The sequence below is a fragment of the Curtobacterium sp. B18 genome (assembly GCF_000333375.1).
In the GTDB taxonomy this organism is placed as follows: domain Bacteria; phylum Actinomycetota; class Actinomycetes; order Actinomycetales; family Microbacteriaceae; genus Curtobacterium.
Genome location: NZ_BACZ01000725.1, coordinates 1 through 16,980 on the forward strand (window position 1 = coordinate 1; position 16,980 = coordinate 16,980).

Consider the following 16,980-nt stretch of genomic DNA (forward strand, 5'->3'; position numbering starts at 1 on the left):
CGGGTGCCGGATCGGGTGCTCACGACGACGGAAGAGGCGGACCATGGCACGGAACGAACGACTGACCCTCCCGGACCTCGGCGGACGCCGGGTCCTCGTGACCGGGGCGAGCGACGGCATCGGACTCGAGATCGCCGCGCGCTTCGCCGGCGCGGGTGCCGAGGTCGTCGTCCCGGTGCGGAACCGCGAGAAGGGCTCGGCCGCCGTCGACCGGATCACCGCGCGGCACCCGGGAGCCACGGTGGTGCTCGAGGACCTCGACCTGTCCTCGCTCGAGTCGGTCGCGACGCTCGGGGAGCGGCTGCGGTCCGACGGCACCCCGATCGACGTCGTCGTGGGGAACGCCGGCGTGATGAACCCACCGGAGCGGCAGACCACCCGGGACGGCTTCGAGCTGCAGTTCGGCACCAACCACCTCGGGCACGTCGCGCTCGTCGGCGGCCTGCTCCCCCTGCTCCGTGCCGCGAACGGCCGCGTCGTGATGCAGTCGAGCGTGGCGGCGCAGCGGGCCTCGATCCGGTGGGACGACCTGCAGTCCGAGCGGGACTACGACGTCGCGCGGGCGTACGGGCAGTCGAAGCTCGCGTGCGCGCTCTTCGCCCTCGAGCTCGGTCGGAGGAGCCGGGCCGGTGGGTGGGGGATCACGAGTGCGGTCAGCCACCCCGGCGTCGCACCGACGAGTCTGCTCGCTGCACGCCCGGAGATCGGGCGCTCTGGTGACACCGTGGCCGTCCGGCTGATCCGCTGGCTGTCGGCGCGGGGGCTGCTCGTGGGGACACCGGCATCGGCGGCGGAGCCGGCCCTGCTCGCGGCGACCGACGCGGACCTCGACGGCGGGTTCGTCGGTCCGACCGGACTCGGGCAGCTCGGCGGACCGGCGGGCCGACGCACGCCGTGGGCACCCCTGCTCCGCGTTGACGACGCCGCTCGCCTCTGGGACGTGTCGGAAATGCTCGTCGGGAGTGCGGTCAGCTGATGATGTTGACGGCGCGCGAGATGACGAGCGCGAGCAGGATGAACCCCCCGATCGACTGGTAGGCCATGATCATCTTCGCCCGGACCGTCAGCGGCATGGTGTCCGTCGGGCTGAACGCCATCATGTTCGTCAGCGCGACGTAGAGGTAGTCGAGGTACACCGGTCGCCAGCCGGCGGAGGTCGGGTCGGTCTCCTGCGGGAACTGGAAGTCGGCGCGGTCCCTCGTCCACAGGTCCGGCCGTCGTCGGGCCACGGGGCCACCGCGGTCGAGCTCCCAGTACACGAGCCCGAAGGCGATGATGCTGCTCACCCAGACCTGCAGCGCCGTGAGCAGCACCGCGCCGCCGTCGGGATGCCCGTGCAGCAGTTCGTCGAGGGTCCGCACGACCGTCAGCTGGTTCGCGACGGTCAGCAGGACCGCGAGACCGGTGGACAGCCATCGCGACCACGTGGTCTCGCGGCTGAGCCGCCGCGGGTTGAACACGATGAGCGGGGTGAGGAGCAGGACCCCGAGGAGCGGGACGACCCAGGACGGGAAGAACAGCACCTCGTCCGGCAGGAACAGGCTGAGCGCGAGGTTCACCAGCACGGCGACGGCGACCGGTGCGCGGTGCTCGTGCTCGGGTGTCGTCCGCGTCGTCGTGCTCACGGTCGCCAGTGTGGCACCGCCGAGAACCGCAGCCGCGGAGAACGCGGTGTGGACCTGCTCAGTCGGCGTGCACGGCGACCGGTCCGCGTGCGGGCACCCGGTCGTCCTCGACGTCCGCCCGGACCACCGCGAGCGCGAACCCGCGCCGACCGCGGGTCGCCCAGACCGCGACGACCGACGTGACGGCGAGCACGAACGCGAGGAACCCGGAGAACGGGACGTCGACGGCGAGCAGGGCCGCCCACCCGCCGGAGCCGAGCGCCCAGCGCACCACGCGCCTCCCGGCCCCCGGTGTGGGTGTCGGTCGGAGACGCACGACGTGCTCGCCGAGGGTCCGACCCGTCGCGAGCACGATCGCGAGCTGCAGCGCGGGGGCCACCAGGGCACCGACGGTGACGAGCGTGCCGAGCACCGGGTCCTGATCGTCGCGTCCGGTGAGCGCCCACGCCAGGGCCGTCCCGACGCTGAGCGTGCCGGACAGCAGCCAGATCGCCAGGACGTCCGCGAGCATGCCCGAGAACCGGCGTGCGGCGGTCACCGGCCGGGGCGCCTCGGCGTCGGTGGTGCGGCCGGAGCCGGCCAGCAGTCCGACGAGCGGCGCGAGGAGGGTGCCGAGGACGGCGCCGGTCGTGTTCGCGAGCAGGTCGTCGACGTCGAACAGGCGGTACGCGCACGGGTACAGGAACCAGTCGCCGGTGAGCTGGGTCGTCTCGATGAGCAGGGAGACCACGAAGCCGGCACCGAGGCCGACGAGCAGACCGGTGGACACCCGTGTCCGGGCGACGGCGTGACGGGCGAGTGCGCCGAGGGGCACGAACAGCAGCACGTTGAACAACACCTGCGCGGACGCCGGGTTGGACAGGAACGAGCGGGGTCCGGAGATCCCGCCCTCCTTCGCGACGTCCCCGAGGAACGCGAACGGTGTCAGCTGCGGCGAGGCCGCGTTCCGGCACATCGTGGCGACGTCGTCGGGCAGCGGGAGCAGCGTGTAGGTCACGAGGGCGAGGGCGTAGACGAGCGTGCCGAACGCGACGAGCGAGCGTCGGAAGCCGAGCTGCCCGTGACGGCGGTACTCCCACGCCGTCCACGGCACGAGGGCCGCCACGGCGAGGACGATCCCGACGACGAAGGCGATCACGCCCGGCAGCACGCTTCCCATGCGTTCGACGGTACCGACCGTCTGGGCGCCCGGAGCGGATGTCAACCGCTCGACGGACCCGGGATCGACCGGTCGTCGCACGACGTCGCACCCAGCGGGGGACGACCGCCGGGACCCGGCTGCGCAGGCTGGTGCCATGTCCGAACAGCAGCGTCCCGTCGTCCGTCTCCTCGCCGCCGCCGCCGTGGCCGGGTCCGTCGCCGTCCTCGCCACCGGCTGCAGCGTCGTGCAGCGGCAGACCGGCGACGCCTGGGCCGTGACCTACGAGGTCAGTGTCGACCGGCCGAGCGGAGCCGAGCTCTCCGACGTGCGCGTCGAAGGCGCCGAGCGCCGCGGCGACGTGCCGGAGGTGCACCGGCTCGGCTCCGAGGAGACCGGTGCCGGAGACGGCGACGGGTCGCTCTGGTCGCACGACACGATCGTCCTCGCCGAGCAGCGCGCGTCCGTGCGGGCCACCCCGGGCGCGGGCGCGACGGCGACGTGCCGGATCCTGCTCGACGGGAAGCGAGAGATCGCGCGCGAGACGTCCGTCCGACCGGGTGGCGTGGTCCGGTGCCGGGTGGCCACCCCGGCCTTCGACTGACCGCGGTTCCGGATCAGCCGGGCAGCGGCTCCGCCAACGACGCGGGCGTCACCTCGTGCCCGAGCAGGTTCCCCGCCGCCCGCAGGCCGGACAGCAGTGCGCCGTGCACGGTCGCGGGGTCGTCGCCCCACGTGGCCTCGCCGGCGAGCTGCACCCGCCCGGACGGCGTCCCGAGCAGGTCGTGGTCGTCCGGGGACGCCCCGACGTGCAGGTACGAGTACGACCCGCGCGCGAAGGGGTCCGCCGCCCACCGGGTGATCCGCACGGCATCCGGTTCCGGTACCGCGGCCCCGAACATCCGACGGAGCGCCTCGACCGCCTCGTCGACGACCAGGGCGTCCGGCAGCGACTCGATCCGTCGAGCGCCTGCCCCGCCGACGAGTGCCGCGAGCACGGGTTGCCCGCTCACCCGGGACATGTCGTACCAGGAGTGCCAGTCCACCCCCGCCGGGCCCTGCTGCCGCACGACCCAGTCGTCGCCCCAGAAGCGCTCGGGGAAGCGCAGGAACACCTTGTCGTAGACGCCCATGCCGAGCCGGCCCATCGCGTCGAGGACGGCGGGGTCGAGTGGCGGCTCGAAGGTGATCGCGCCGGCCTGCAGCACGCCGAGCGGCGCGGTGACCACGACGTGCGCGGCGGACAGGGTCGTGCCGTCGGCGAGTTCGACGACGGTGCCGTCGGCGGACTGCCGGACGGCCATGACGACCGACGAACGCCGGACGTCGAGCCCGTCGGCGAGGGCGTGCGCGTACTGGGCGTACCCGGCCGGGAACACGACCTCGTCGCCGGGGACGTGTTCCTCGTCGAGCCCGTGCGCGTCGAGGACCGTGACCGGCGCACCGCAGAGGTCCTCGGACCGGTGCGCCGTGTACTCGCGGACCCGAGCCGCCCGGTCGCCCTCGATCCGCAGGTCGCGCAGCACCGTGTTCACCGCGACGGCGTAGGTCGACGGTGGCGGCGCGTGCTCGACCACGGCCGGCAGGGCGGCGTCGAGGGCGTGCAGGTCGGCGACGAACGCCGCTGCCTCGGCGTCCGTCAGCCGCCGGCCGGACGGGGCGTGCCATCCGATCGGGCGGCCGTCGAACTGGAAGCTGCCGACCGTGAACTCGACGGTCTCGATCCCGAACGCCGGTGCCAGCGCCCAGAGCGGGTTGCCCTCGACGCCGTGGATCCAGGACGCGCCGAGGTCGACCGGCACGCCGAGGGCGTCGTCCGTCCAGGTGCGGCCGCCGATGCGGTCGCGCGCTTCGAGCACGACGACGCGGTGCCCGCCCTGCGCGAGTGCCCGGGCGGCGGCGAGCCCGGAGACCCCGGCCCCGACGACGATCACGTCAGCGTCCATCAGTGTCCTCCGGTCAGGGGCGCCATCAGCCGCGCCGCGAGGCTCGGCCGGCCGGTCAGTGCTTCCTCGCGGTCGGCGAGGTCGGTCGCCACGAGTCCGGCGTTCGCGCCGAGGAACCGGAGCGGCTCGGGTTCCCAGTCGGGCGAGCGGTGGTTCACCCACGGCAGCGCGGTCAGCGACGAGTCGACGCCGAGCACCAGGTCGGCGAGCGTCCGACCGGCCAGGTTCGTCGTCGACAGGCCGTCGCCGACGTAGCCGCCGGCGGTGCCGACGTGGCCGTCCCAGGTCACGGACGCGCACCAGTCGCGGGGGACGCCGAGCGGTCCGCCCCACGTGTGCGTGACGGGTGCGTCCCGGACGGCGGGGAACAGCTCGACCAGGGATCGTCGCAGGTGCTGGAACACGCGGGGGACTCGGTCGTACCCGGGGGTGATGGACGACCCCCAGTGGTAGCGTGCGCCCCGTCCGCCGAACGCCAGCCGGTCGTCGGCAGTGCGCTGTCCGTAGACGAGCAGGTGCCGGTAGTCGGAGAACGTCTGGCCGTGCTCCAGGCCGATGCGCTCCCACACGGCTGCGGGCAGCGGCGCCGTCGCGATCATGAGCGAGTACAGCGGCAGGATCCGCCGCTTCGTCTGGGCGAGCTGCGCGCCGTAGCCCTCGACGGCGATCACGACGGCGCCCGCCGTCACGGTCCCGCGCGAGGTGACCACGCGGCCCCGGTCCCAGGACGAGGCGGGCGTGTGCTCCGCGATCCGGACGCCCCGCGCCTCCAGTGCGGCTGCCAGGCCACGCACGAGCGCTGCGGGCTGCACCCGCGCGCAGTCCGGGGTCCACGCGACGCCGGCCGATCCGGCCGCGTCGCCGGGGCGTGCGTCGCGGTACGTCATGTCGTCGCCCCACGCGGCCGATGAGGCGACCTCGTCGCGGGCCGCGCGCTCCTGCACGGCGGATCGCGCGTAGAGGACGGTGCCGCCCTTGACGTAGTCGCAGTCGATCTCGGCCTCGGCCGCTGCGCGTCCGACCTCGTCGACGGTGTCGCGCATCGCCCGACGCAGGGCGAGCGCCGCGTCGCGGCCGTGCTCGCGTGCGATCGCGTCGGCGGATCGCGGGAACAGCGCCGAGCACCAGCCGCCGTTGCGGCCGGACGCACCGAACCCGGCGATCTCCCGTTCCACGACGACGATCTGGAGGCGCGGGTCGGCCTGGTGCAGGTACCACGCGGTCCAGAGACCCGTCAGTCCACCGCCGACGATGCAGACGTCCGCGGTCGTGTCGCCGTCGAGCGGCAGCCGGGGCGTCAGGTCGTCGCGGCCGCTCGCGACGAGCGCGTCGAGCCAGAACGAGACGCCCCGGTAGCCGGTCACGGTCAGATCTTCGTCCAGGCCTCGGACAGGACGCTCCGCAGGATCGACGTCATCTCGCGGAACTCCGGCTGGCCGATGGTCAGCGGCGGTGCGAGCTGCACGACGGGGTCGCCGCGGTCGTCGGCGCGGCAGTACAGCCCCGCGTCGAAGAGCGCCTTCGACAGGAACCCGCGCAGCAGGCGCTCGGACTCGGCGTCGTCGAACGTCGTCCTGGTGGCCTTGTCCTTCACGAGCTCGATGCCGTAGAAGTACCCGTCACCGCGGACGTCCCCGACGATGGGCAGGTCTCGGAGCGTGTCGAGCTCGGCCTTGAAGAGCGGGGCGTTCTGCTGCACGTTCTGGAGCAGTCCCTCCTCCTCGAAGATGTCGAGGTTCTCCATCGCGACGGCGGCCGAGACGGGGTGCCCGCCGAACGTGTAGCCGTGGTAGAAGGTCGTGTCACCCGAGGCGAACGGCTCGAAGAGCTTGTCGCTGATGATCGTCGCGCCGATGGGGGAGTACCCCGAGGTCATCGCCTTCGCGCACGTGATCATGTCCGGGACGAAGCCGTAGGTGTCACACGCGAACATGGTGCCGATCCGGCCGAACGCGCAGATGACCTCGTCGGAGACGAGCAGCACGTCGTACTCGTCGCAGATCTCGCGGACCCGCTGGAAGTACCCGGGCGGCGGGGTGAAGCAACCACCGGAGTTCTGGACCGGCTCGAGGAAGACCGCGGCGACGGTGTCGGGGCCCTCGAACTCGATCATCTCGCGGATGCGCTCGGCCGCCCAGAAGCCGAACTCCTCCTCGCTCTCGCCGGCGAAGCCCATCTCGGCGGCGCGGTAGTAGTTCGTGTTCGGCACGCGGAAGCCGCCGGGTGCCAGGGGTTCGAACATCTGCTTCATCGTCGGGATGCCGGTGATCGCGAGGGCGCCCTGCGGGGTGCCGTGGTACGCCACCGCTCGGGAGATCACCTTGTGCTTCATCGGCTTGCCGCGGAGCTTCCAGTAGTACTTCGCGAGCTTGAACGCGGTCTCGACGGCCTCGCCGCCACCGGTCGAGAAGAACACCTTGTTGAGGTCGCCGGGAGCGTGGTCGGCCAGGCGGTCGGCGAGCTCGATCGCCGCGGGGTGCGCGTACGACCAGATCGGGAAGAACGACAGCGTCTCGGCCTGCTTGGCGGCCATCTCCGCCAGGCGCTTCCGACCGTGCCCGGCGGCGACGACGAACAGGCCGGACAGCCCGTCGATGTACTCCTTGCCGTGGCTGTCGTAGACGTGGTGCCCCTCGCCGCGGACCATGATCGGCACGTCGGCGCCGGCCTGGTTCGCGCCGTGTCGGGCGAAGTGCATCCAGAGGTGGTCGCGCGACTTCTGCTGCAGCGCGGCGTCGTCCACCGGGGCGAACGGGTCGTAGGAGCCCAGTCGGGCACGTGGTTCGGAGATGGTCATCGCGTTCCCCAGTCGTAGAGCTGTTTGCGGAGTTGCAGGTAGACGAAGGTCTCGGTGCCGGCGACACCGGGGATCGCCCGGATCGTGCCGTTCAGGAGCTCGATCAGGTCGTCGTCGTCCTCGCAGACGACCTCGACCATGAGGTCGAAGCTCCCGGCGGTCATGACGAGGTAGTCGACCGCCGGGAGCCGTTCGAGTGCATCGGCGACGGTTCGGGTGTCGCCGCTGACCCGGATGCCGATCATCGCCTGACGGTGGAAGCCCAGTTGCAGGGGGTCCGTGACCGCGACGATCTGCATGACGCCGGTCTCGGTGAGCTTCTGCACACGCTGCCGGACCGCCGCCTCGCTGAGACCGACCGCCTTGCCGATCTCGCCGTACGGACGGCGCCCGTCCGCCTGGAGTTGTTCGATGATCCGTTTCGAGGTGTCGTCGATCGGTCCCGGACGTCGTGGTGCTGCCGCCATGCCGGACAGCATGGCAGCGGCTACTCCACCGCGCAAGGGATTTCGTTGTGAACACGATGTTTCGCGACGATTTCCGTTGTTACGGTTCACCACAACCTGCGGAATCTTCTTCCGAACGGCCCCGTTCCGTGCCAGTATCGCCGCCATGCTGGAGACCACGAGGACGGCCGAGGTCCGGAACTTCATCGGGGGTGCGTCCACCCCGGTCCGGGCCGAGACGACGTTCGAGCTGATCGACCCGACGAACGAGCGGTCCTACGGCACGTCCCCGGTGTCCGGCGCCGCGGACGTCGACGCCGCGTTCACGGCGGCGAGCACGGCGTTCGACTCCTGGCGCCGCACGACCCCCGGGGAACGGCAGCTCGCCCTGTTCCGCATCGCCGACGCGATGGAGCAGCGTGCCGAGGAGTTCGCCGACCTCGAGTCGCTCGACACCGGCAAGCCCCGCGCCACCCTCGTCGAGGACGAGATCCTGCTGTCCGTCGACCAGATCCGGTTCTTCGCCGGCGCGGCCCGGAACCTCGAAGGGCGGAGCGCCGGCGAGTACCTGGCCGACCACACGTCGTTCGTCCGGCGCGAGCCCGTCGGTGTCGTCGCCCAGGTCACCCCGTGGAACTACCCGCTCAACATGGCGGTGTGGAAGGTCGCACCGGCGCTCGCCGCGGGCTGCACCACCGTGCTCAAGCCGAGCGACACGACGCCGCTGTCCACCCTCCTCCTCGCCGAGGTCGCCGCCGAGTTCCTGCCGCCCGGTGTCCTCAACGTCGTCGTCGGGGACCGCACCACCGGCGCCGCGATGATCGACCACCCCACGCCGCAGCTCGTCTCCGTCACCGGTTCCGTCCGCGCCGGCATGGAGGTCGCCCGCGCCGCCGCCGGCGACCTCAAGCGCACGCACCTCGAGCTCGGCGGCAAGGCACCGGTGATCGTCTTCGACGACGCCGACATCCCGTCCGCCGTCGCCGGCATCGTCGCCGCCGGGTTCTTCAACGCCGGGCAGGACTGCACCGCCGCCACGCGGTTGCTCGTGCAGGACGGCATCCACGACGAGTTCGTCGCGGCGCTGGCCGAACGGGCGCGGACCCACGCGCAGACGGGGCCGTCCGGTGCCTTCGGCCCGGTGAACAACGCGAACCAGCTCGCCCAGGTCCGGTCGTTCGTCGACACGCTCCCCGACCACGCGACGATCGAGCTCGGCGGCAACCGGCTGGGTGACACCGGCTACTTCCACGAGGCGACGATCGTCTCCGGACTCCGGCAGGACGACCGGGCCGTGCAGCAGGAGATCTTCGGTCCGGTGCAGACGGTGCAGCGCTTCTCGACCGACGAGCAGGCGCTCGCCTGGGCGAACGGGGTCGAGTACGGCCTCGCGAGCTCGGTGTGGACGACCGACCACGCACGGGCGATGCGCTTCGCCCGTGACCTCGACTTCGGGTGCGTGTGGATCAACACGCACATCCCGATCGTCGCCGAGATGCCGCACGGCGGCTTCAAGCACTCCGGCTACGGCAAGGACCTGTCCCAGTACGGGTTCGACGACTACACCCGCATCAAGCACGTCATGTCCTACATCGGCTGAACACGACCCCCGACCCCGAGCAGCAGGAGGCACCATGGCAATGACCGGCACGTTCGCCGAATCGGGAGCCGATCTCCGGCTCGACCGGATCACCAAGTCCTTCCCCGGCCACACCGCGGTCGACGCGCTCGACCTGACCGTCCCGGCCGGTTCGTTCTTCGCACTGCTCGGCCCCTCGGGCTGCGGCAAGACGACGACCCTGCGCCTGGTCGCCGGGCTCGAGGAGCCCACGAGCGGCACGATCACGATCGGTGGGCGGGACGTCACCGACACGAAGCCGTACCAGCGCCCGGTCAACACGGTGTTCCAGAACTACGCGCTCTTCCCGCACATGAGCGTGCTCGAGAACGTCGCCTTCGGGTTGAAGCGCCGGCGGATCCCGGACCCGATGACCAAGGCGCGCGAGGCCCTGCACCTCGTCGAACTCGACGCGTCGGCGTCGAAGCGTCCGTCGCAGCTGTCCGGCGGCATGCAGCAGCGCGTCGCACTGGCCCGCGCGATCGTGAACCGTCCGGCGCTCCTGCTGCTCGACGAGCCGCTCGGTGCGCTCGACCTCAAGCTCCGGCACCAGATGCAGCTCGAGCTGAAGACGATCCAGGCCGAGGTGGGTCTCACCTTCCTGCACGTCACGCACGACCAGGAGGAGGCGATGACGATGGCCGACACGGTCGCCGTCATGAACGGGGGTCGGATCGAGCAGATGGGGAGCCCGCAGGACCTCTACGAGCTGCCCCGCACGGCGTTCGTCGCGAACTTCCTCGGACAGTCGAACCTGCTCGAGGGCGAGGTCCGCGGGACCGACGGCGGGCTCCTGGTCGTCGTCACCGCGTCCGGCTCGATCGCCGTCCCGGCGGACCGCGCCGTCGCGACGACCGGTCGCGTGGTCGTCGGCGTCCGGCCCGAGAAGCTCAAGATCCGCACCGCGGAGCCGGCCCCCGAGGCCGGACGCAACATCCTCGGGCCCGGACGGGTGGTCGACGTCTCGTTCTCGGGGGTCAGCACCCAGTACCTCGTGGACGTGCCGGGCGCTGGGCGCGTCTCGGTCTTCGCGCAGAACTCGAAGGGCGGGTCCCGGATCGCCACCGGCACCGAGGTCTGGCTCACGTGGGGCGTCGACCACGGGTTCGGCCTGGAGGCGCAACCCGCCTCCGACGCGACCGTCACCGCCGGAGCCGACCCGCGCCTCCAGTCCGCACCCGCCACCGCGGGGGTGGGCGCGTGAGCACGCGCCCGGACCTCGTGCGCGGACTGACGTCCGCGCGTGTCAGCCGACGCGGCTTCCTCGCCGGCGGCGGGGCCGCCGCCGTCGCCGCGCTGCTCGCCGGGTGCAGCATCAAGGGCTCCGCCGCCTCGCTCGCCGAACACCCCGTGGACTGGAAGCGGTTCTGGGCCGACGCGACGGCCACGAAGCAGCTCAACTTCGCGAACTGGCCGCTCTACATCGACTCCGACCACGGCAAGTCCGAGTCGATCCAGCTCTTCGAGGAGGCCACCGGGATCACGGTCGACTACCAGGCCGTGATCCAGGACAACGCGACGTTCTACGCGACGGTGTCGCCGATCCTCCGGGCGCAGGGAGCGACCGGGTACGACCTCGTCGTGATGACGAACGGCTTCGAGCTGACACAGATGATCAAGAACGGGTTCGTGTGCGAGCTCGACCACTCGCGGCTGCCGAACTTCGCGAAGTACGCCGGCGACTCGGTCAAGGACCCGACCTACGACCCCGGGAACGAGCACTCGGTCGTGTGGCAGACCGGGTTCACCGGCCTCGCCTACAACCCGAAGTACATCGACCGCGAGATCACGTCCTTCCAGGACCTGCTCGACCCGGCGTTCCGGGGCCGCGTCGGACTGATGAGCGACAACACCGAGCTCGGGTCCCTCGGGCTCCTCGCGAACGGGATCGCCCCCGAGACGTCGACCCCGGCCGACTGGCGGACGGCGCAGGAGTGGCTGCGGAAGCTCCGCCCGAGCGTGACCGGCTTCTACGACCAGAGCTACATCAACAAGCTCGAGAACGGTGACACCTGGATCACCCAGGCGTGGTCGGGCGACGTGTTCCAGGCGCAGCAGTCCGGGTTCGAGCACCTGCGGTTCGTCACGCCCGAGGAAGGCCAGATGATGTGGCACGACAACCTCATGATCCCCCGCCAGGCGGCGAACCCCGTGTCCGCGCTGGCGTGGATGGACTTCTACTACACGCCGAAGATCGCCGGCATCGTCGAGGACTACGTCAACTACGTCTGCCCGGTGCCCGCCGCGGAGGACTACGTCCGGGACGAGCTGGACGACCCCACCGTGGCGGACAGCCCGCTGGTCTTCCCGTCGTCCGAGGTGCTCGACAAGTCGCACGAGTTCCGGGTGTTCGAGAACTACGACGAGTACTCGGAGTGGAACGGTGTCTTCAACGCGGTGGTGCAGTCGTGAGCGCGTCGGGCACGGTCGCCGTCGGCACGGCCGGGACCGCCGGTCGCGGGGCCGGACCGGATCCGTCGACCGTCCGGCGCGGTCGCCGGCTGCGGGTGCCGTTCCTGCTCGCCGTCGTCGGCGCCGCCTACCTGGCGGTGTTCTTCGTCATCCCGCTCGTGTCGGGCCTCGTCGTCTCGCTCATGTCGGGCAACCCGGACGACGGCTACACGTTCACGTGGAACTGGGGGGTCTACGGCGCGCTGTTCATCGACCCGCAGGTGCCGTACCTGACGTTCCTCGGCCGATCGCTCTGGTACGGCGCGGCCGCCACCGTCGTCACCATCATCGTCGGGTACCCGGTGGCGTACTTCATCGCGTTCCGAGTGTCCCCGCGGTGGAAGAACCCGCTCCTCATGCTCGTGTTCGTCAGCTTCCTCGTGTCGTTCGTCATCCGGACCGACATGTGGGCGTTCGTCCTCGCGTCCCAGGGGCCCGTCGTCACGACGCTGCAGGCGATCGGTCTGGCGGGCAAGGACTTCCACATCCTCGGCACCGGCGGCGCGGTGGTCTTCGGCGACGCCTACAACGACCTGGCGTTCATGGTGCTGCCGATCTACGCCGCGCTCGAACGTATCGACCCGCGGCTCGGCGAAGCGGCCAACGACCTGTACGCGGGCAAGGTCCGGGCGTTCTGGCACACCACGCTGCCCCTGTCCCGCTCGGGCATCTTCGCCGGGGTCCTGCTCGTCTTCATCGACAGCGTGGGCGACCCGGTGAACTCGGCGCTCCTCGGCGGCACGAACACGTACACGATCGGGCAGGCGATCCAGGACGCCTACTCCGGCAACCAGCAGTACAACGTCGCCGCGGCGCTCTCGACCGTCCTGATGGTCGTGCTCGGCATCATCCTGTTCATCTACGCCCGCGTCTCCGGCACCGACGACCTCGAGGACCTCGTATGACCGCCGTCGCACCGTCCCGTCCGTCCGCCGCCCCGACCTCGCCCGCGACCGGCGCCGTCACCGGCCGTCCGCGCCGGCACGGGGTGAACCGCCGCGGGCCGTGGCTCGCCATCGTCTACTGGGTCACCATCGCGATCACCCTCGTGCCGATCGTCTACATGATCGTGTACTCGTTCAACGACGCCCCGACGAACCGGCTGTCGTTCGCGTGGAACGGGTTCACGACCTACTGGTACGCGAACCTCGTGAACGTGTCGGGCCTCGGACAGGCGTTCGTCACCTCGGTCGTCGTCGCGTTCCTCGCCGCGATCATCTCGGTCGCGATCGGTCTGCCGCTGGCCCTGGCGCTCGAGCGCTACCGGTTCCCCGGGCGCGGTGCCGTCAACGCCGTCGTGTTCGCGGACATCGCGGCGCCCTCGATCGTCGTCGGGTCCGCGTCCCTGTCGTTCTTCCTGTCGGTCGGGCTCGGCACCGGGTTCCTGACGATCCTGCTCACGCACGTGGCGTTCGACGTCGCCTACGTCGTCGTGGTGCTGCGGGCGCGGATCGCCGGCACCTCGCGGGCGCTCGAGGAGGCTGCCGGGGACCTCGGGGCGACGCCGTTCCAGGCGTTCCGGCTCGTGACCCTGCCACTGCTCGCCCCGGGCATGCTCGCCGCGGGACTCCTCGCGCTCGCGATGTCGATCGACGACTACGTGATCACCTCGTTCGTCGCGGGGCCCTCGGTCACGTTCCCGCTGTTCGTCTACGGCGCCGCCAAGGCCGGCATGCCGCCGCAGGTGCTCTGCTTCGGCACGCTCGTGTTCGCGGTGGGGCTGCTCGTGGCGCTGCTGAACGGAGCGCTGAACCGGCGGTTGGCGCGCACCCGCGGCTGACCCGGACTCGTAGGCTCGGGGGATGGACGTCATCGAGGTCGACGAGCGCGACAGCACGTGGGAGGACCCGCGCCCGCGCTTCCGCGTGTACGTCCAGCGCCCCGAAGGCGAGGTGTTCGCGACCGAGACGACCGACCTGCTCGAGGCCGACGTCCTGCAGGCCGTCGACTGGGCCCAGCGCCGCGCCGCCGAGCACGAGGGCGCGCTCTGGTCGATCGCACTCGTCTCCGACGACCGGCGCGGGCTGCGCGGGCTCACCTGGCTCGTGGGCTCGGACGCGAACGACCCTCCGGAGGACGGCCTCGACGTCGACCGACGCGCGCGCATGCGTGCACGCCGGTCGGATCCCGTCGTCGTGCCGCCCCGGGATCGGGCACCCGCCGACGACTGACCGTCACCGACGGCAAACGGGAGGCGCGGTGCCAGCCCGCACCGCGCCTCCCGTCCTGCGTGATCCGCGTCAGGCGACGGCGGTCGCGGCCTGCTCGCGGTCGGCGGATGCGTCGTCGCGGAGCAGCCGGTCGGCGGTGCGGAGCGACAGCGCCATGATCGTCAGCGCCGGGTTCGCGATGAGGGAGCTCGGGAACACCGAGTTGTCCACGACCCACAGGTTCGGTACGTCCCACGACCGGCCGGCGGCGTCGACGACCGAGCTGCCGGCGTCGGTGCCCATGCGCGCGGTCCCGACGGTGTGCGCGGTCCGGTCGAGCACCCGGACGTCCGTGCCACCAGCGGCCTCGACGATCGCGGTCATGGTGCGGACGGCGTGCCGGGTGATGGCCTCCTCGTTCGACCCGGGCGAGAACGTGACGCGGGCCTTCGGCACCCCGTTCGCGTCCACCTCGTCGGCGAGCACGAGCCGGTTGTCGTCGTACGGCAGGCACTCGGCGTTGATGCCGACGCCGGCCATCCGCGGGTAGTCCTGCAGGGCACGGACGAGCGCTGCGCCCCGGAGCCCGCCGCCGCGCACGAGGCTCGTGGCCAACGTCAGCGGCTGCGCGCCGAGGCTCTGGATGAGGTAGCCGCCGGCGAAGTCCGCGTCGTCGGGGCGGATGAAGTCCTCGGTGATGATCGACGACGGGTAGCCACGGTAGGAGCGCATCGACTCGTCGAACGTCGCCCACACCTGGGTGGCGCCGTGCGCGGTGAAGTTCCGGCCCACCTGACCGCTGCTGTTCGCGAGACCGGTGTGCAGCAGCAGCCGCGGCGTCTCGATGCCGCCCGCGGCGAGGACGAGCGTGCGGCAACGCTGCCGGTGGTCCCGCCCGCCCTGGCGGTAGACGACGGCCTCGACCCGGCCGCGGGCGTCGAGCTCGATGCCGTGCACGAAGGCCTCGGCGCGGATCTCCGCCCCGAACGCGACGGCGGCGGGCAGGTAGGTGGTGTCCATCGACACCTTCGCCCCGTTCCGGCAGCCCTGGTGGCACGAACCGCAGGACACGCAGGCCTGGCGCAGGCCGTGGTGCTCCTGGTGCCGGTCCTCGGTGGTCAGGCCGACGGGGGCGTCGGTGGCGGTGATGCCCACCGCGGCGGCTCCCCGGATCATCATGTCCGACGAGGCGTTCCGCGGCGGCGGACCCATGCGGTAGCGGCGCTCCGGGTCCCACGGGTAGTGCGCGGGTCCGGCGACGCCGACGTCGTGCTCGGCCTGCTCGATCCAGCGGGTGAGCTCGGCGTGGTCGATCGGCCAGTCCTCGCCCTGCCCGGAGTCGGTGCGGAACCGGATGTCGTGCTGGTTCGGCCGCGGCGTGAACGCGCCCCAATGCAGGGTCGACCCGCCAACGCCGGTGCCGCTGTTGTTCCGGGCCGAAGGCGGTCGGGGCGCTGCCGCCGCTGATGCGCTCGTCCATCCAGTTGATGTCACCGGGTGCCTCGACCTCGTCGGGCGTGTGGTCGTCCGGCTCGGTGTTCGGACCGGCCTCGAGCGCGACGACGCTGAGTCCGCGTCGTGCGAGGGTCGCCAGCAGGGGTGCTCCGCCCGCTCCCGTGCCGACGACGACCACGTCGACGACCTCGTCCTCGCTGTGGTGGCGCTGGTGGTCGAGTCTCATCGTCCGGCTCCCGTCGGTTCCCATGCTTCGCGCTCGCCGGCCCCGAGGAGCAGGAAGCCCTGTTTGCGCAGACCGTCGCCACCGTTGGCGAAGCCGTCGTAGTCGATCGCGGCCATCGTCGCCGGGTGCGCCATCCACTGCTTGGCGAGGTCGACGCTGGCGTCCTCGAGCCACGCACGGAGCTGCGGACCGTCGAGCGACCCGGCGGTGGGCGTGTACTCGCCCGCCGCGACGGCGTCGACGACCTCGGCGAGGTGCTCGTCGCCGTGCGCGGTCTCGCTCCGGAGCGCGTCGAGCCCGGCCCGGTACGCGTCGACGTCGGCGGGCAGGCCGTCCGGTCGCCAGCCGTCCCCGAGCCCGTCGGCGAGCTGGTCGTCGACGCGCAGCGCGAGGTCGACCGGGCGGTCGCCGGGCTGCGGCACGACGACACGCGCCAGAGCCCGGAGGGTGTCGAGCTGCTCGCGGGTGAGGGCACGCGGTTCGCGGTCCGGGGCGTCGGGCAGCGCGCGGACGGCGAGGATGCCGCGGGTGCGGGCGCTGACCCGGGGCGAGGCGATCACGCGCGCGGTGCCTTCCGGGACGACGGGACCGTGGTCGACCCGGCGGCGCCAGAAGTCGCGGATGCGGTCGGCGACGGCGTCGGGCTGCTCCCACGGCAGCAGGTGTGCCGCCCCGGGGACGGTGTCGAACTCGCCCGCGGTCCAGTGCGGCAGGTTCAGGTCGCGCTGGGCGTCCGGCCCGAGGTCGCCGTCCTCGGCGCCGGCGAGCACGAGGGCGGGGACCGGGTTCGGCGGGAAGACGGTCGACCAGTCCTCGCGGCTGCCGCGGACGAGCCAGTCGGTCCAGGCCTGCGGAACGGCGCGCTGCACGTCGTGCACGGCGATGGTGTGCGGTTCCGGCGCCAGGCGGGACGCGGTGTTGGCGTCGACGAAGGCCTCGGCCTCGTCGGGCCCGATCTCGCCGTCGGACGCCCAGTCGAGCATGGACTGCCGACGCTCGTCGTCCATCGGTTCGGGGGAGAGCGGCGACGCGGCGAGCAGCACCACGGCACGCAGGCCGAACAGGCCGTTGCTGCCGTCCACGGTGCGCGCGGCCACGACGGAGGCGACCTTCCCGCCCATCGAGGCC

At 71.9% G+C, this 16,980-nt stretch carries 16 protein-coding genes; 8 read left to right on the forward strand and 8 right to left on the reverse strand.

The genetic code is table 11. The features are described 5' to 3' along the window. Positions 1 to 43 precede the first annotated feature (43 nt). Complete coding sequence (locus I5E_RS19340; RefSeq protein ID WP_022908438.1) at positions 44 to 976, forward strand: SDR family oxidoreductase; 933 nt, start codon at positions 44 to 46, stop codon at positions 974 to 976. Here I5E_RS19340 and I5E_RS19345 read toward each other — a convergent pair. Continuing rightward, a complete protein-coding gene (locus I5E_RS19345; protein ID WP_031263233.1) occupies positions 969 to 1,625 on the reverse strand; it encodes a DUF1345 domain-containing protein in 657 nt (218 codons plus the stop codon). The two genes, I5E_RS19340 and I5E_RS19345, sit on opposite strands and share 8 nt — an antisense overlap. A 58-nt stretch (positions 1,626 to 1,683) precedes the next feature. Next, positions 1,684 to 2,784, reverse strand: coding sequence for a VanZ family protein (locus tag I5E_RS19350; RefSeq protein ID WP_022908440.1), 1,101 nt, complete (start codon positions 2,782 to 2,784; stop codon positions 1,684 to 1,686). A gap of 136 nt (positions 2,785 to 2,920) precedes the next feature. Between I5E_RS19350 and I5E_RS19355 the strand changes: the two genes are divergently transcribed. After that, positions 2,921 to 3,367 carry a hypothetical protein gene (locus I5E_RS19355; protein WP_148287059.1) on the forward strand — a complete coding sequence of 149 codons (447 nt, stop codon included), beginning with the start codon at positions 2,921 to 2,923 and terminating at the stop codon, positions 3,365 to 3,367. A gap of 13 nt (positions 3,368 to 3,380) precedes the next feature. Here I5E_RS19355 and I5E_RS19360 read toward each other — a convergent pair whose 3' ends face one another. From I5E_RS19360 to I5E_RS19375, 4 genes are read right to left on the reverse strand one after another with little or no spacing between them, the layout of a single operon-like run. Further along, complete coding sequence (locus I5E_RS19360; RefSeq protein ID WP_022908442.1) at positions 3,381 to 4,709, reverse strand: flavin monoamine oxidase family protein; 1,329 nt, start codon at positions 4,707 to 4,709, stop codon at positions 3,381 to 3,383. Beyond that, the gene (locus I5E_RS19365) at positions 4,709 to 6,073 is read right to left on the reverse strand and encodes an NAD(P)/FAD-dependent oxidoreductase (protein WP_022908443.1); all 1,365 of its coding nucleotides are present in this window, start codon (positions 6,071 to 6,073) and stop codon (positions 4,709 to 4,711) included. Before I5E_RS19365 ends, I5E_RS19360 begins: the two co-directional genes overlap by 1 nt. A gap of 2 nt (positions 6,074 to 6,075) precedes the next feature. Continuing rightward, positions 6,076 to 7,506, reverse strand: a complete 1,431-nt coding sequence (locus I5E_RS19370; protein WP_022908444.1) for an aspartate aminotransferase family protein — start codon at positions 7,504 to 7,506, stop codon at positions 6,076 to 6,078. Continuing rightward, positions 7,503 to 7,985: an Lrp/AsnC family transcriptional regulator gene (locus tag I5E_RS19375; protein ID WP_022908445.1), complete on the reverse strand. Its 483-nt coding sequence runs from the start codon at positions 7,983 to 7,985 to the stop codon at positions 7,503 to 7,505. The genes I5E_RS19370 and I5E_RS19375 overlap by 4 nt, the downstream gene beginning before the upstream one ends. Positions 7,986 to 8,118: 133 nt before the next feature. On the opposite strand from I5E_RS19375, the gene I5E_RS19380 reads away from it, so the two are divergent. From I5E_RS19380 to I5E_RS19405, 6 genes are read left to right on the forward strand one after another with little or no spacing between them, the layout of a single operon-like run. Continuing rightward, a complete protein-coding gene (locus I5E_RS19380) occupies positions 8,119 to 9,552 on the forward strand; it encodes an aminobutyraldehyde dehydrogenase (RefSeq protein WP_022908446.1) in 1,434 nt (477 codons plus the stop codon). 34 nt (positions 9,553 to 9,586) lie between these two features. Then, positions 9,587 to 10,774: an ABC transporter ATP-binding protein gene (locus I5E_RS19385; protein WP_148287060.1), complete on the forward strand. Its 1,188-nt coding sequence runs from the start codon at positions 9,587 to 9,589 to the stop codon at positions 10,772 to 10,774. Beyond that, positions 10,771 to 11,982, forward strand: coding sequence for an ABC transporter substrate-binding protein (locus I5E_RS19390; RefSeq protein ID WP_022908448.1), 1,212 nt, complete (start codon positions 10,771 to 10,773; stop codon positions 11,980 to 11,982). The genes I5E_RS19385 and I5E_RS19390 overlap by 4 nt, the downstream gene beginning before the upstream one ends. Then, entirely contained in the window at positions 11,979 to 12,926 is a 948-nt protein-coding gene (locus I5E_RS19395; protein WP_022908449.1) for an ABC transporter permease, read from the forward strand. Before I5E_RS19390 ends, I5E_RS19395 begins: the two co-directional genes overlap by 4 nt. Then, the gene (locus tag I5E_RS19400; RefSeq protein WP_022908450.1) at positions 12,923 to 13,801 is read left to right on the forward strand and encodes an ABC transporter permease; all 879 of its coding nucleotides are present in this window, start codon (positions 12,923 to 12,925) and stop codon (positions 13,799 to 13,801) included. Before I5E_RS19395 ends, I5E_RS19400 begins: the two co-directional genes overlap by 4 nt. Positions 13,802 to 13,823: 22 nt before the next feature. Further along, positions 13,824 to 14,192, forward strand: coding sequence for a hypothetical protein (locus tag I5E_RS19405; protein WP_022908451.1), 369 nt, complete (start codon positions 13,824 to 13,826; stop codon positions 14,190 to 14,192). A gap of 69 nt (positions 14,193 to 14,261) precedes the next feature. Here the strand turns inward: I5E_RS19405 and I5E_RS22235 are convergent, their stop codons facing one another. Together I5E_RS22235 and I5E_RS19415 are read right to left on the reverse strand one after the other, a co-directional pair. Beyond that, positions 14,262 to 15,665: a GMC family oxidoreductase gene (locus I5E_RS22235; protein ID WP_261974997.1), complete on the reverse strand. Its 1,404-nt coding sequence runs from the start codon at positions 15,663 to 15,665 to the stop codon at positions 14,262 to 14,264. 183 nt (positions 15,666 to 15,848) lie between these two features. Next, positions 15,849 to 16,980 (reverse strand): alpha/beta hydrolase (locus I5E_RS19415; RefSeq protein WP_042724086.1); only part of this gene is annotated, 1,132 nt, incomplete at its 5' end.

What these genes read in the sequence shown, in the direction of transcription:
- I5E_RS19355 (WP_148287059.1), top strand. Translation starts at nt 2,921, where the DNA reads ATGTCCGAACAGCAGCGTCCCGTCGTCCGTCTCCTCGCCGCCGCCGCC.
- I5E_RS19340 (WP_022908438.1), top strand. Translation starts at nt 44, where the DNA reads ATGGCACGGAACGAACGACTGACCCTCCCGGACCTCGGCGGACGCCGG.
- I5E_RS19380 (WP_022908446.1), top strand. Translation starts at nt 8,119, where the DNA reads ATGCTGGAGACCACGAGGACGGCCGAGGTCCGGAACTTCATCGGGGGT.
- I5E_RS19400 (WP_022908450.1), top strand. Translation starts at nt 12,923, where the DNA reads ATGACCGCCGTCGCACCGTCCCGTCCGTCCGCCGCCCCGACCTCGCCC.
- I5E_RS19385 (WP_148287060.1), top strand. Translation starts at nt 9,587, where the DNA reads ATGGCAATGACCGGCACGTTCGCCGAATCGGGAGCCGATCTCCGGCTC.
- I5E_RS19360 (WP_022908442.1), bottom strand. Translation starts at nt 4,709, where the DNA reads ATGGACGCTGACGTGATCGTCGTCGGGGCCGGGGTCTCCGGGCTCGCC.
- I5E_RS19370 (WP_022908444.1), bottom strand. Translation starts at nt 7,506, where the DNA reads ATGACCATCTCCGAACCACGTGCCCGACTGGGCTCCTACGACCCGTTC.
- I5E_RS19350 (WP_022908440.1), bottom strand. Translation starts at nt 2,784, where the DNA reads ATGGGAAGCGTGCTGCCGGGCGTGATCGCCTTCGTCGTCGGGATCGTC.
- I5E_RS19375 (WP_022908445.1), bottom strand. Translation starts at nt 7,985, where the DNA reads ATGCTGTCCGGCATGGCGGCAGCACCACGACGTCCGGGACCGATCGAC.
- I5E_RS19405 (WP_022908451.1), top strand. Translation starts at nt 13,824, where the DNA reads ATGGACGTCATCGAGGTCGACGAGCGCGACAGCACGTGGGAGGACCCG.